We start from the raw sequence: 13,053 nt of genomic DNA, 5'->3' as shown, positions 1-13,053 counted from the left end.
TTGGCAACGGGCGTTCGAGAGGTAGCTCTCAAGGCTGTGGAGCACCCCTCGGAGCCGCCTAACCTGGGGGTATGGACGTGAACGCGGCAGTTGCCGCAGCCAGTGCGATAGCCGGTCTGTGTACCGGTGTGATCGCTGTGCTCGCGTTCCGCTGGAGTGAGCGGGAACAAGCCCGCCCCACCCGCACGGCCCTGCGACCCGACGGCACCGGCGTACTGCCGCCCGGAGTGGACACCGTCCTCTCCGTACTGCGTTCGTCGGCGGTCGTCCTCGACGAGGGCGACACGGTGGTCAAGGCCAGCTCGGCGGCGTACGCCCTCGGACTGGTCCGCGGCGGCCGCCTGGCCGTCGACCAGATGCTGCAGATGGCCCGTGAGACCCGGCGGGACGGCGAGATACGCCAGGTCGAACTGGATCTGCCGAAGAGAGGCGCCGGTCGCGGTGAGGGCCTGGCGGTCTCCGCCAGAGTCGCTCCGCTCGGCTCCCGGCTGGTCCTCCTCCTCGTGGAGGACCTGACCGAGGCCCGCAAGATCGAGGCCGTACGCCGTGACTTCGTCGCGAACGTCAGCCATGAGCTCAAGACCCCCGTCGGCGCGCTGTCACTGCTCTCCGAAGCCGTGATGGACGCCTCCGACGACCCCGAGGCCGTCATCCGCTTCGCAGGGCGGATGCAGATCGAGGCGACCCGCCTCACCAGCCTCGTCCAGGAGATCATCGATCTCTCCCGGGTCCAGAACGACGACCCGCTGGACGACGCGGAACCCGTCGACGTCGACGATCTCGTCGCGGAGGCCATCGACCGCTGCCGCCACCAGGCGAACGCCAAACAGATCACCATGGCCACCGGTTCCGCCCCCGACCTGCACATCTGGGGCAACCGCGGCCAGCTCGCGGCAGCTCTCGGCAACCTCGTCGAGAACGCCGTCAACTACAGCCCGGCCCGCACCCGGGTGGGGATAGCCGGCCGCCGGATCCCCTCACCGGGCGGCGACCTCATCGAGATCTCGGTGACCGACGCCGGCATCGGCATCTCCGAGAAGGACCGGGACCGGATCTTCGAACGGTTCTACCGCGTCGACCCGGCGCGCTCCCGCGCCACCGGCGGCACGGGTCTCGGCCTGTCCATCGTCAAGCACGTGGCCGCCTCGCACGGCGGGGAGGTCACCGTGTGGAGCGCCGAGGGACAGGGCTCCACCTTCACCCTGCGACTGCCCGAAGCCGGCATGGCGCGCGAACACGCGCTCCTCGGTACCGACGCGGACGACTCCGAATCCGCCATCGGCGGGGGCGGGCCCGCCGGAGACCAGCAGTTCTACGAGAACTATTCCGATCACATCCCTGCCCCGGAGGTCCTTCCGTGACCCGTGTACTCGTCGTAGAGGACGAAGAGTCCTTCAGCGACGCGCTGTCGTACATGCTCCGCAAGGAGGGCTTCGAGGTCGCCATCGCCGCGACCGGGCCCGACGCGCTGGACGAGTTCGAACGCAACGGCGCCGACCTGGTACTGCTCGACCTCATGCTGCCGGGCCTGCCCGGCACCGAGGTCTGCCGCCAGCTCAGGCTCAAGTCCAATGTCCCGGTCATCATGGTGACGGCCAAGGACAGCGAGATCGACAAGGTCGTCGGCCTGGAAATAGGCGCTGACGACTACGTGACGAAGCCCTTCTCCTCCCGCGAGCTGGTGGCCCGCATCCGGGCCGTCCTGCGCCGCCGCGGCGAGCCGGAGGAGCTGTCCCCCGCCGCCCTGGAGGCCGGGCCGGTACGGATGGACGTCGACCGCCACGTGGTCACCGTCTCCGGCGGGAAGGTCGACCTCCCGCTCAAGGAGTTCGACCTGCTGGAGATGCTGCTGCGCAACGCGGGCCGCGTGCTGACCCGTATGCAGCTCATCGACCGGGTGTGGGGCGCCGACTACGTGGGTGACACCAAGACGCTGGACGTCCACGTCAAGCGGCTGCGCGCCAAGATCGAGCCGGACCCGGGCGTGCCGCGCTACCTCGTCACCGTTCGCGGCCTGGGCTACAAGTTCGAGCCGTAGCCGCGCCGGGGGGCGCTTGCCCCCCGGACAGCGGAACGGGCCCGGCAGCACACGCTGCCGGGCCCGTCGTCGTGCGTGAGGCGCGCCGTCAGCTCTTCTTGGGCGACGGGGTGCCGGACCCGGTGGGCGTGCCGGTGCCGGTCGGGGTGGCGCCGCCGGTCGGCGTGGCGGACCCGCCGTCCTCCGGGGTCCCGGTGGACGTCGGCGTGGCCTTGCCGGAGGGCGCGGCGGCCGGTGACGGGCTGCTGGTGGCGCCGTACTTCTGGTAGTAGCCCGCGGCGGGCAGCACGTTCGCGCTGAGGGCGACCTCGCCCGTCGCGCTGAACGTCAGCGCGAGGCGCTGGAAGTCGCCGTCCTTGATCGCCTCGTTGCTGTTCGGGAGCGTCGCGGAGGGGTTGCCCGCACCGCCCAGCAGTACCGAGCCGTGGGCCGGGACGGTGATGGTCTTGCTGCCCGCGGTGCCGGACAGGGACGCGGTCAGGGCGTCGCCGACCTTCACCGACTGCAGCGTCTGGTTACCGTTCCCGTTGTTGTAGATGCGGGCCGAGACCGCCGAAGGGCCGGTTCCGGCCTTCTGCGTCAGGATCACGGCGTTCTGCACCTGAATGTCGCCGACGGTGATCTCGGCGTTGTCGGGGCGGACCTCGTTCGTCTGCGCGTTGGTGCCGGCGCCGCAGGCGGCGAGCGGGGCAATCGAGAGCGCGAGGGCGGCGGCGAGGGCACCGCGTCGAAGACTGCTGCTCACGGCGGCGGTATCTCCTAGTACAGGTAGGGAAGATCTTCCAGCGGCCTTACATTACTCAGCCTTCGTGCCGCCCCCGCACCGGGCCGCCCCTCGGCGGGGCGGTCTCGCCCGAGCCTCACCCGACCGGGTGGCCCGGATTGCATTCCGGCATTCCGCTGCGGGATTCCGGGCGGCGCGTACAAGATCCATTTATCGTGCACCGATCGCGTCCGTTCCGCGACTTCGAAAAAATGGATCATCAGGTGAACCAGGTCCGAACGGAGTAGCGAAGATCCACTCTTCGGAGATGACAAATGGGGATGTAACCCCCCTTCCATCGGCGCGCCGCTGGGTGTAACGGGGGCGTTTCACCCCTCCCGCATACCGGCTCCGACCTGCGAATACCCCTGCCCGGCATGCCCCTCCAGCACGTCCCGGTAGGGGTTGTCAAGCCCCGAGATATGCCCTGACCTGCGAAAACGCCATTCAGAAGAGGCCGTTCACGTGTTACCCTGGATAGCCACGGAAGGGGTACCTGTCACATGACGTTCAAGGTTGGCGACACCGTGGTCTATCCCCATCACGGGGCCGCGCTGATCGAGGCTATCGAAATTCGCCAGATCAAAGGCGTGGACAAGACCTACTTGGTGCTCAAGGTCGCCCAGGGCGACTTGACGGTACGCGTACCCGCGGACAATGCGGAGTTCGTCGGCGTGCGCGACGTGGTCGGTCAGGAGGGGCTGGACCGGGTCTTCGAGGTGCTTCGCGCGCCGTACACCGAAGAGCCGACCAACTGGTCCCGCCGCTACAAGGCAAATCTGGAAAAGCTCGCCTCCGGCGATGTCATCAAGGTCGCAGAGGTGGTCCGCGACCTGTGGCGTCGTGAGCGTGAGCGCGGGCTGTCCGCCGGCGAGAAGCGCATGCTCGCCAAGGCGCGGCAGATCCTGGTCAGCGAGCTCGCGCTCGCTGAGAACACCAACGAGGACAAGGCCGAGGCCCTGCTCGACGAGGTCCTCGCGTCCTGACGTGAGTTGCCGCGGTACCCGGTTCCGGCCGGGTGCTGCGGCATGCTTGCGTCCTGACCCAGTTCGTTCCAGCAGCCGGCTGCGCTGTCTGTGTCAGCGCCGTCCGTGCTGTCCGGGCGCTGTCTGTTTTTGTTCCGACGTCTCGGCGTGTACGACCCTGCGGACTTCTCACGGAAGGGGCCGCAGCGTCGCACGTTGAGCCGATACCCACCTCGGCCAAGGACACAAACCTCTGAGTACCGCAGCTGTTATCCCCGCCGCCGGACGAGGCCTCCGGCTCGGCCCCGGCGCCCCCAAGGCGCTGCGCTCCCTCGGCGGCATCCCGATGCTGGTGCACGCCGTGCGCGCCATGACCCGCTCCTCCGCCGTCTCGCTGGTCGTCGTGGTCGCCCCGTCCGACGGGGTGGCCGAGGTCCGGGCCCTGCTCGGTGGTCACGGGCTGCCCGAGGACAAGGGCCTGCGGATCGTCGCCGGCGGCGAGACCCGCCAGGAATCGGTCCGGCTCGGGCTGGCCGCCCTCCCCGAGGACGTCGAGATCGTCCTCGTCCATGACGCCGCGCGCCCGCTGGTGCCCGTCGAGATCGTCGACGCGGTCGTCGCCGCCGTACGGGACGGGGCTCCGGCCGTCGTCCCCGGAGTGCCGCTGGCCGACACCGTCAAGCAGATCGACCCCGCCACGAACGCCGTCACCGGCACGCCCGAGCGCGCCCTGCTGCGTGCCGTGCAGACCCCGCAGGGCTTCCGGCGGGACGTGCTGGCCACGGCGCACGCCACGGTGCCGGGCGACGGCGAGGGTGCCACCGACGACGCGGGCATGGTCGAGCGGACCGGCGTCCAGGTCGTGGTCGTACCCGGCCACGAAGAAGCCTTCAAGGTGACCAGGCCGCTGGACCTGGTGCTCGCCGAGGCCGTACTCGCCCGCAGGAGGGCCACCGATGACCTCTGAGACCCCCCGCCCGCTGCTGCCGCTGGTCGGCATCGGAACGGACGTGCACGCCTTCGAGGCCGGCCGCGAGCTGTGGTGTGCGGGCCTGCACTGGCCGGACGCCGGCGACGGCCTGGCCGGTGACTCGGACGCCGACGTCGCGGCGCACGCCGCCTGCGACGCCCTCTTCTCCGCGGCCGGGGTCGGCGACCTCGGCGCGCACTTCGGCACGGGCCGGCCCGAGTGGGCCGGAGCGTCCGGCGTCAAGCTGCTCGCCGAGGCCGCCCGTATCGTCCGCGAGGCCGGGTTCGAGATCGGCAACGTGGCGATCCAGGTGATCGGCGTCCGCCCGAAGATCGGCAAGCGCCGCGACGAGGCCCAGAAGGCCCTCTCCGAGGCGGTCGGCGCCCGCGTCTCCGTCTCCGGAACGACCACCGACGGCCTCGGCCTCACCGGCCGCGGCGAGGGCCTGGCGGCCGTCGCGACGGCACTGGTGGTGCCGACGGGCCGGGGTCCGGCCGTCTGAAGCGGTACGGCCCCGGCTCCGATCCGGGACGATCCGGGCCGATCCGCGGTCGGATCCGGCTGCCCGCAGCGGCTTCCGCGAGGCCGCGCCGGGCCCGGTCCGCAGCGGAATGAGGGGTCCGACCAGGCCTTGAGGGGAATAGCCCCGCAGGCCGGAGCCCCACCCGGAAGATCGTCCGGCCCGCTCCCCCCTGCAACCCGTGCAGAGCGCACTTGGCACGGCGTTTCGCCCACTACCCTTGTTGGCGTGACTATTCGCCTGTACGACACCAGCGCTCGGCAGATCCGTGATTTCACCCCGCTCACGCCGGGCTGTGTCTCGATCTACCTCTGTGGTGCCACCGTGCAGGCCGTCCCGCACATCGGGCACATCCGGTCGGGACTGAACTTCGACATCATGCAGCGGTGGTTCGCCTACCGCGGCTACGACGTCACCTTCATCCGGAACGTCACCGACATCGACGACAAGATCCTCTGGAAGTCGGCGGAGCAGGGCCGCCCGTGGTGGGCGATCGGGTACGAGAACGAGCGGGCCTTCAACAGCGGCTACGACGTGCTCGGCTGCCTGCCGCCCAGCTACGAGCCGCGGGCGACCGGCCACATCCCCGAGATGGTCGAGATGATGCGCGGGCTCATCGACCGGGGCCACGCCTATGTCGCCGAGGGCAACGTCTACTTCGACGTGCGCTCGTTCGCCGACTACCTGTCGCTGTCCAACCAGGAGCTCGACAACCTGCGCGCGGCCGAGGACGTCGTGGAGACCGGCAAGCGCGACCCCCGCGACTTCGCCATGTGGAAGTCGGTCAAGCCCGGCGAGCCGTCCTGGGAGACCCCGTGGGGCCGCGGCCGTCCCGGCTGGCACCTGGAGTGCTCGGCGATGGCCCACAAGTACCTGGGCACCGCCTTCGACATCCACGGCGGCGGCATCGACCTGATCTTCCCGCACCACGAGAACGAGATCGCCCAGGCCAAGGCCTTCGGCGACGACTTCGCCGCCTACTGGGTGCACAACGCCTGGGTCACCATGAGCGGCGAGAAGATGAGCAAGTCGCTCGGCAACTCAGTGCTCGTCTCCGAGATGGTCCAGCGCTGGCGCCCCATCGTGCTGCGCTACTACCTCGGCACCCCGCACTACCGCTCGATGATCGAGTACAGCGAGGAAGCACTGCGCGAGGCCGAGTCCGCGTTCGCGCGCATCGAGGGCTTCGCGCAGCGGGTCGTCGAGAAGTGCGGCCCGGTCGCGCCGGCCGCCGAGGTGCCGATCTCCTTCGCCGAGGCGATGGACGACGACCTGGGCGTTCCGCAGGCGCTGGCCATCGTCCACACCTCCGTCCGGCAGGGCAATTCGGCCCTCACGGCGGACGACAAGGAAACCGCGGTCGCGCGTCTGGCCGAGGTCCGTGCGATGCTCGGTGTACTGGGACTGGACCCGCTCGACGAGCAGTGGGCCGGCGGCGGGCACGGTGACGACCTGCACGGCGTCGTGGACTCACTCGTCCGGCTGGTGCTGGAACAGCGGCAGGCGGCCCGGGAGCGTAAGGACTACGCGACCGCCGACGCCATCCGCGACCAGCTCCAGCAGTCGGGGCTGGACATCGAGGACACCGCGTCCGGACCCCGGTGGTCGCTCGGCACGCGCTGAGCGCGTCGCCGTGCCGGCTCCGCCGGATCAGCCGCCCGATCAGCCCAGTCCCCCTATACGTCAGTACATTTTCAGCAGCGAAGAATTGAGAGTGCCCCATGGCCGGGAACAGCCAGCGCAGGAACCGCCGTACCTCCAACAAGAAGGGCATGAAGGTCGGCACCGGCGGTCACCGGCGTAAGGCTCTGGAGGGCAAGGGCCCGACCCCGCCCGCCGCCGACCGCAAGGGCCACAAGAAGAACCGCGTCGCGAAGTCCGTCGCCAAGCGGACCGTCTCGTCGCAGTCGCGCCGCCCGTCGGGCCGTGGCGCGAAGTCCACGGCCGAGCTGGTCGTCGGCCGCAACTCGGTGGTCGAGGCGCTGCGCGCCGAGATCCCGTCGACCGCCGTCTACGTCCAGCAGTACATCGACACCGACGACCGGGTGCGCGAGGCCATCAAGCTCGCGACCGACCGCGGCGTCCCGCTGATGGAGGCCGCGCGCCCCGAGCTGGACCGCATGACGAACGGCCTGAACCACCAGGGCATGGTCCTGCAGATCCCGGCGTACGAGTACGCGCACCCGGAAGACCTGCTGGAGACCGCGGCCAACAGCCACGAGGACCCGCTGATCATGGCGCTGGACGGCATCACCGACTCGCGCAACCTCGGTGCGGTCGTCCGTTCGATGGCCGCGTTCGCCGGTCACGGCGTCGTCGTCCCCGAGCGCCGCGCGGCGGGCATGACCGCCGGTGCGTGGAAGACCTCCTCGGGTGCCGCCGCCCGCGTCCAGGTCGCCCGCGCCACCAACCTGACCCGGACGCTGGAGGCCTACCAGAAGGCCGGTCTGATTGTCGTGGGCCTCGCGGCCGACGGTGATGTGGACCTGCACGAGCTGGAGGCGCTGGCCGGCCCCGTCGTGATCGTCGCGGGTTCCGAGGGCAAGGGCCTGTCCCGCCTCGTCGGCGAGACCTGCGACTACCTGGTGCGCATCCCGATGCCGGGTGGCTCGGAGTCCCTCAACGCGGGCGTCGCCGCCGGCATCGTCCTGTACGAGGCGGCCCGCCGCCGCGCGTGAACCGCGCGCACCGTGTGACGCGCCTGTCGGCGTGACGCGTGATGCCTGACGCGGCCGTCAACGTTCGGCGCGCTGCGTGCGGTGCGTGACGTTGACGGGTATGCCTGACGTGGACCCGGACCGATCACCTCGGTCCGGGTCCACGATCGTTCGCGATCTTTTGCGGAACGGATCCGCATCATCCCCGGCCAGGGCCCCGATTCTGTTGATCTTGACGGGTCTCGGACATCCGTCGGGCCGTCGGCAGTGTCCTAACCGTCCGTCACTCGGTTAGTGGAGTGTGGACACCAGAACACCCCGCACTCCTACGGGGGGTGGGACGCCCGGGTTCGACGAGCCTGCCCTGAGCATGCTCAAGGTTCCGAGCGACCCGGCCCAGGTCATCGTCAACCACGCGAGTTTCCGCGTTCGGCTCGGCGCGACCTCGGCCCGTGCCCTGAGCCTCGGCGAGACCGCGCGGATCCCCGTCATTCCCAGCTCCGTCAAGCGACGGGCCGCACCAGTGGTGTGGTCCGGCCGGTCCGGGCCCGGCGACCCTGCTGCCGGACGGCTCCTGCAGGCGGTCCGCCACGCGGGCGCGGGGTCCGGCCCCGACACCCCCGGCGGCTCGACGCAGCTGCTGCCCCGTATCGACGTCGACGAGGCGCCGACGCCCGCCGTCGTCGGCCCCCGCATGCCGGAACGTGAGCTGCTGCGCGGCATCCGACCGGCCCGCGGCGCCTTCGACGACGACAACGACGGCTACGACGGCGACTCGGGCGCCGGGCGCGGTGCCGGCCGGGGCAAGGCCCTCGCGGCCGGACCCGGCGAGACGAGCGGGATCCGGCGCGGCCGCAATGCCGAACCGATCCGGCACGCCTGGTACCCCGGGCACCGGATGAACCTCGGCGTCGTCCTGCTCCCGCTGCGCGTCCTCCTCGGCCTCACCTCCGTCTACGCCGGCATGAGCAAGCTCTGCGACCCCGTGTACTTCGACGGCGGCGAGCGCGGCTCGATGGTCAAGTGGCTGACGTCGCTGCACCCGTGGGCCGCCGCGGCCCCGCTGCGCGACCTCGCGCTCACCCACCCCGTGGGCGCCGGGCTGACCATCGCCTTCCTGCAGGTCATCGTCGGCGTGCTCACGATCTGCGGGCTGTGGCAGCGGGTCGCCGCGTCCGTCGCCGCCGCGCTCTCCGTGGCGCTGCTGGTGACCGTGACCTGGCGCACGGTCCCGGTCTACGACGCGCCGGACTTCATCTACCTCGCCGCCTGGAGCCCGCTGGTCATCGCGGGCGCCCCCGTCTACTCCGTGGACGGCCGCCTGGCGGGCGAGGCGTGGCGGCGGCTCGGGCCGCGCGCCGACCTGTGGGACCTGCGCAAGCGGGTGCTGCGCCGCGGCGTGGTGCTGGCCACGGTCTTCGTCGGCCTGACGCTGCTGTGCGGCTCGGTGCTGGGTACCGCGGTGCGGTCGTCCAGCACGCACACGGACGTGCCGGCCCCGGAGCGCATCCCCGTCAACAACCTGCCGGGCACTCCGCTCCCCGAGGTGTCGGGGACGGCGACGCGCGACAAGCCCAAGCCGGCCCCGAAGCCGTCGAAGTCGCCCAGCGGCAAGAAGAAGTCGTCGAAGTCGCCCTCGGCGTCGCCCAGCAGCACCCGCAAGAGCGGCAGCACGGGCAGCGGCAGCGGCAGCGGCAGCAGCGGCAAGCCGCGCGAGGCCTCCTCGCAGCCGACGAAGCCCAGCTCCCCGCGCCAGACCCACCGCCCGCCCACTTCGCCGACGACCAGCAGCGGTACCGTGCACGACCCGATCGGCGGCCTCCTGGGCAGCGGATCACCCACCGGGCTGCTGCTCGGCCGGTCCTCGCCGGCCGGCGACGCCGGAGGCACCGGCGGAGCGGCCTGAGCTCCTCCCACGACGTGGCGGTGGCCCGCACCCTTCCGGGGGTGCGGGCCACCGCCACGTTCGCGCGTCGGACGGGCACCCGGGGGCCTGGGGGCGCCCCAGAGGGCAGCGGGCGCCCCGGAGTCGGCCCGGGTGGTTCTCGTGCGTGCGGGAGGCGCAGGGGCGGCACAGGGAGGCGCGGGGCGCCACGGACGCCTCCCGTTCGCGGCGCGGTGACCCCCGCGGCTCGCGGTGACCCCTGGGGGCCGGCGCGGTGACCCCGCGGCTCAGCGCTGGAGGGCGGCCAGTTCCTTGGCGGCCTCGGTGAGGTCCTTCGCCGTGTCGATGGCCCGCCAGTACGCGCCCTGAGGGATCGGGAAGCCGGCGAGGCGGCGTTCGCGGGCGAGCCGGGGGAACGTGGTGCGTTCGTGGTCGCCGAGGGCCGGCAGCAATGCGGTGAACTCCGGGTCGAAGACGTACACGCCCGCGTTGATCAGGAACGGCGAGGGCGGCGACTCGATGAAGTCCAGGATCTGCCCGAACTCGTTGGTCTCCACGGCGCCCCACGGGATCCGGGGGCGGGCCAGCGCCAGCGTGGCGACCGCGGCGCGTTCGTGATGGAACGCGGCCATCTCGCGCAGCGAGAAGCGGGTCCAGATGTCGCCGTTGGTGGCGTACCAGGGCTCGTCGGGGCGCGGGAGCGACGCGGCGGCGTACTTGAGCCCGCCGCCGCGACCCAGCGGTTCCTTCTCGACGACGGTGGTGACGTTCAGCGGCAGTCGGGCCGCGTCCAGCCACTCCTGGAGCACTCCGGCGAGGTGGCCGCACGAGACGACGGCGTCGGTGACGCCCTCGGCGGCCAGCCAGTCGAGCTGGTGGCCGATGATCGGTGTCCCGGTGCCCGGGATCTCGACCATCGGCTTGGGACGGTCGTCGGTGTAGGGCCGCAGACGCGACCCCTGCCCTCCGGCGAGGAGGACGGCCTGGGTCACGGGGGGAGCGCCGTTCGTCATGCCCGGCACCCTACGGGACCCACGGGACCTCGATCCCGGCCCCGATACCGCCCCCGGTCCTGGTCCAGGCCCCGATCTCTCGATGACGGCGTCCCCGGACGGCGGGGGACGCCCGTCATGCTCAGAAGACGGAGGCGACGCCGGTCGCGAACGAGGTGTCGCACACCGGACGCGAGAAGGACTGGGCGCGGACCGGACCGTACTTGGCGACGGCGGCGCGGCCGAGCGACCGGGCGATCGACGTGCAGTACTTCGCGAGCGACGGCCTGGTGGCCATCGCCGCCTGGAGGTCGGTCAGGACGACGCCCGCGGACTTGTGCTGGAGTTCGTCCAGCAGGCGGGTGCGCAGCACCTCCTGCGGCTCCTTCGAGGACGGGACGACCTCCGGTTTGTTGTGCGAGGCCGTGAGCACCTGGGCCTCGGAGGCCGAGGTCGCCCACGGGACGCGGGTGACGGCGAGGGTCCCGGACAGCACGAGGACGACCGGGAGTACGAGCGCGAATGTCTTGCCGATGCGGCGAGCTACCTGGTTCACGCTCGCGATCGTAGCGATGGGTGATGAATTGGGGACATTCAGTCACCCTGCCGGGTGAGGGAGATCGCTGATACGGGTGCGACAGGTTGACGAACAGAGTCGAAAGGACCGATCTGTGGGGGTATTTGTCGACACGGCGACGGGCAACGCGGAACGGCCGCCCGCAGGTTGCGCGGACGGCCGTTCCGAACTGCTTATATGCCTGCTGTCGTGCTGTCCTGCTGGCGTCAGTCGCTGAGGCGCGCGCCGGTGGAGGTCGAGAACACGTGGGCCTCGCCACCGCGCGGCACGACGTGGAGCACGGAGCCCTTCTCCGGGATCTCGCGGCCGCCGACCCGGATGACCAGGTCCTGGTGCTTGCCGTTGACCTCGGCGGAGCCGTAGACGAAGCCGTCGGCGCCCAGCTCCTCGACGACGTTGACCGTGACGGCCAGGCCGGCCGGCTCGTCCTTCGACAGCGACTTGGCCTCGCCGTTCACGATGTCGAAGTGCTCGGGACGGACACCGACGGTGACCGTGCGGTCACCCTTGTCGGAGGCGGCCGCGATGGCCTCGCGCTCGATGGCGACGACCGAGTTGCCGAACTTCACGCCGCCGTCCGTGATCGGGACCTCGACGAGGTTCATGGCCGGCGAGCCGATGAAGCCGGCGACGAACAGGTTCGCCGGGCGGTCGTACATGTTGCGGGGGGTGTCGACCTGCTGCAGCAGCCCGTCCTTGAGGACGGCCACGCGGTCGCCCATCGTCATGGCCTCGACCTGGTCGTGGGTGACGTAGACCGTCGTGACGCCCAGCCGGCGCTGCAGGCTGGCGATCTGCGTACGGGTCTGCACGCGCAGCTTGGCGTCGAGGTTCGACAGCGGCTCGTCCATGAGGAACACCTGCGGCTCACGCACGATCGCGCGGCCCATCGCCACACGCTGGCGCTGACCACCGGAGAGCGCCTTCGGCTTGCGCGCCAGGTAGTCGGTGAGGTCCAGGATCTTCGCGGCTTCCTCGACGCGCTTGCGGATCTCCGCCTTGTTCACGCCGGCGATCTTGAGCGCGAAGCCCATGTTGTCCGCGACGGTCATGTGCGGGTACAGCGCGTAGTTCTGGAACACCATCGCGATGTCCCGGTCCTTCGGCGGCAGGTGCGTGACGTCGCGCTCACCGATGCGGATCGCTCCGCCGTTGACGTCCTCGAGGCCCGCGAGCATGCGCAGGGAGGTCGACTTCCCACAGCCGGACGGACCGACCAGAACCAGGAACTCGCCGTCCCCGACCTCGATCTCCAGGCCGTCCACCGCGGGCTTCTCCGAGCCCGGGTAGATGCGAGTTGCCTTGTCGAACGTGACAGTAGCCATAACTGATGCGCCCCTCACCGGCAGGAACGTGCCGGACGATCCGAGTAAAGGAAGGATTGGTCTAGTCCGCGAGACGCGAACTGTCGGTGACGCTACCCGCCGCCTGCCCCTTTGTCAGTAGCCCCAGGTCCCTGACTTTTCCCCTACCACCCGCACCCCCCGCCTTGAGTACACTTCTCCTGGCCCCACCCCACGGGACCAGGCCCCCTTAGCTCAGCTGGCCAGAGCACCGCTCTTGTAAAGCGAAGGTCGTCGGTTCGAATCCGACAGGGGGCTCTCATTCCCACCCTGGATGACCTGCAGTTTTGGTCGTCTAGGAGCGTCATCAACGGCCTCGGACTCTGCGTCCGGGGCCGCTTGC

12 protein-coding genes and 1 tRNA gene are annotated in these 13,053 nt (G+C 70.7%); 9 read left to right on the top strand and 4 right to left on the bottom strand.

The genetic code is table 11. From position 1 onward, the window contains the following. The first annotated feature begins 71 nt into the window (after positions 1–71). Together O3X23_RS15825 and O3X23_RS15820 are read left to right on the top strand one after the other, a co-directional pair. Positions 72–1,361: a sensor histidine kinase gene (locus O3X23_RS15825; RefSeq protein WP_269272006.1), complete on the top strand. Its 1,290-nt coding sequence runs from the start codon at positions 72–74 to the stop codon at positions 1,359–1,361. Then, positions 1,358–2,038 (top strand): response regulator transcription factor, encoded by a 681-nt coding sequence (locus tag O3X23_RS15820; protein ID WP_269272005.1) that lies wholly within the window; start codon positions 1,358–1,360, stop codon positions 2,036–2,038. Before O3X23_RS15825 ends, O3X23_RS15820 begins: the two co-directional genes overlap by 4 nt. Positions 2,039–2,126: 88 nt before the next feature. Here O3X23_RS15820 and O3X23_RS15815 read toward each other — a convergent pair whose 3' ends face one another. Then, the gene (locus O3X23_RS15815) at positions 2,127–2,783 is read right to left on the bottom strand and encodes a DUF461 domain-containing protein (protein WP_269272004.1); all 657 of its coding nucleotides are present in this window, start codon (positions 2,781–2,783) and stop codon (positions 2,127–2,129) included. Between the two features lie 521 nt (positions 2,784–3,304). Between O3X23_RS15815 and O3X23_RS15810 the strand changes: the two genes are divergently transcribed. From O3X23_RS15810 to O3X23_RS15785, 6 genes are all read left to right on the top strand, one after another. Continuing rightward, positions 3,305–3,787: a CarD family transcriptional regulator gene (locus tag O3X23_RS15810; RefSeq protein ID WP_033174074.1), complete on the top strand. Its 483-nt coding sequence runs from the start codon at positions 3,305–3,307 to the stop codon at positions 3,785–3,787. Between the two features lie 232 nt (positions 3,788–4,019). Then, positions 4,020–4,733, top strand: a complete 714-nt coding sequence (gene ispD / locus O3X23_RS15805; RefSeq protein ID WP_269272075.1) for a 2-C-methyl-D-erythritol 4-phosphate cytidylyltransferase — start codon at positions 4,020–4,022, stop codon at positions 4,731–4,733. Further along, positions 4,723–5,238 (top strand): 2-C-methyl-D-erythritol 2,4-cyclodiphosphate synthase, encoded by a 516-nt coding sequence (gene ispF / locus O3X23_RS15800; protein ID WP_269272003.1) that lies wholly within the window; start codon positions 4,723–4,725, stop codon positions 5,236–5,238. Before ispD ends, ispF begins: the two co-directional genes overlap by 11 nt. A 246-nt stretch (positions 5,239–5,484) precedes the next feature. Beyond that, positions 5,485–6,879, top strand: a complete 1,395-nt coding sequence (gene cysS, locus O3X23_RS15795) for a cysteine--tRNA ligase (RefSeq protein WP_269272002.1) — start codon at positions 5,485–5,487, stop codon at positions 6,877–6,879. A gap of 98 nt (positions 6,880–6,977) precedes the next feature. After that, positions 6,978–7,934 (top strand): 23S rRNA (guanosine(2251)-2'-O)-methyltransferase RlmB, encoded by a 957-nt coding sequence (rlmB, locus tag O3X23_RS15790; RefSeq protein WP_269272001.1) that lies wholly within the window; start codon positions 6,978–6,980, stop codon positions 7,932–7,934. A gap of 349 nt (positions 7,935–8,283) precedes the next feature. Next, positions 8,284–9,819, top strand: coding sequence for a DoxX family membrane protein (locus tag O3X23_RS15785; RefSeq protein WP_269272000.1), 1,536 nt, complete (start codon positions 8,284–8,286; stop codon positions 9,817–9,819). Between the two features lie 266 nt (positions 9,820–10,085). On the opposite strand, the gene O3X23_RS15780 is transcribed toward O3X23_RS15785, so the two are convergent. The 3 genes from O3X23_RS15780 to O3X23_RS15770 all read right to left on the bottom strand — a co-directional run bounded on the left by O3X23_RS15780 (position 10,086) and on the right by O3X23_RS15770 (position 12,692). After that, positions 10,086–10,811, bottom strand: a complete 726-nt coding sequence (locus tag O3X23_RS15780; protein WP_269271999.1) for a nucleotidyltransferase family protein — start codon at positions 10,809–10,811, stop codon at positions 10,086–10,088. Between the two features lie 121 nt (positions 10,812–10,932). Further along, on the bottom strand, positions 10,933–11,346 hold the full coding sequence (locus tag O3X23_RS15775; protein WP_269271998.1) for a hypothetical protein: 414 nt from the start codon (positions 11,344–11,346) through the stop codon (positions 10,933–10,935). 227 nt (positions 11,347–11,573) lie between these two features. Beyond that, positions 11,574–12,692, bottom strand: coding sequence for an ABC transporter ATP-binding protein (locus O3X23_RS15770; RefSeq protein ID WP_269271997.1), 1,119 nt, complete (start codon positions 12,690–12,692; stop codon positions 11,574–11,576). 202 nt (positions 12,693–12,894) lie between these two features. Here O3X23_RS15770 and O3X23_RS15765 point away from each other — a divergent pair. After that, a tRNA-Thr gene (locus O3X23_RS15765) sits at positions 12,895–12,968 on the top strand. Positions 12,969–13,053: the final 85 nt, after the last annotated feature.

Origin of the sequence: Streptomyces sp. H39-S7 (assembly GCF_027158205.1) — a bacterium.
Lineage (GTDB): Bacteria > Actinomycetota > Actinomycetes > Streptomycetales > Streptomycetaceae > Actinacidiphila.
The sequence above is the reverse complement of the archived record's forward strand: the minus strand, read 5'-3'. Positions and strand labels throughout refer to the sequence as shown.

Coding starts and splice junctions, on each gene's coding strand:
- O3X23_RS15825 (WP_269272006.1), top strand. CDS start 72: ATGGACGTGAACGCGGCAGTTGCCGCAGCCAGTGCGATAGCCGGTCTG.
- O3X23_RS15810 (WP_033174074.1), top strand. CDS start 3,305: ATGACGTTCAAGGTTGGCGACACCGTGGTCTATCCCCATCACGGGGCC.
- ispF (WP_269272003.1), top strand. CDS start 4,723: ATGACCTCTGAGACCCCCCGCCCGCTGCTGCCGCTGGTCGGCATCGGA.
- rlmB (WP_269272001.1), top strand. CDS start 6,978: ATGGCCGGGAACAGCCAGCGCAGGAACCGCCGTACCTCCAACAAGAAG.
- O3X23_RS15785 (WP_269272000.1), top strand. CDS start 8,284: ATGCTCAAGGTTCCGAGCGACCCGGCCCAGGTCATCGTCAACCACGCG.
- O3X23_RS15780 (WP_269271999.1), bottom strand. CDS start 10,811: ATGACGAACGGCGCTCCCCCCGTGACCCAGGCCGTCCTCCTCGCCGGA.
- O3X23_RS15770 (WP_269271997.1), bottom strand. CDS start 12,692: ATGGCTACTGTCACGTTCGACAAGGCAACTCGCATCTACCCGGGCTCG.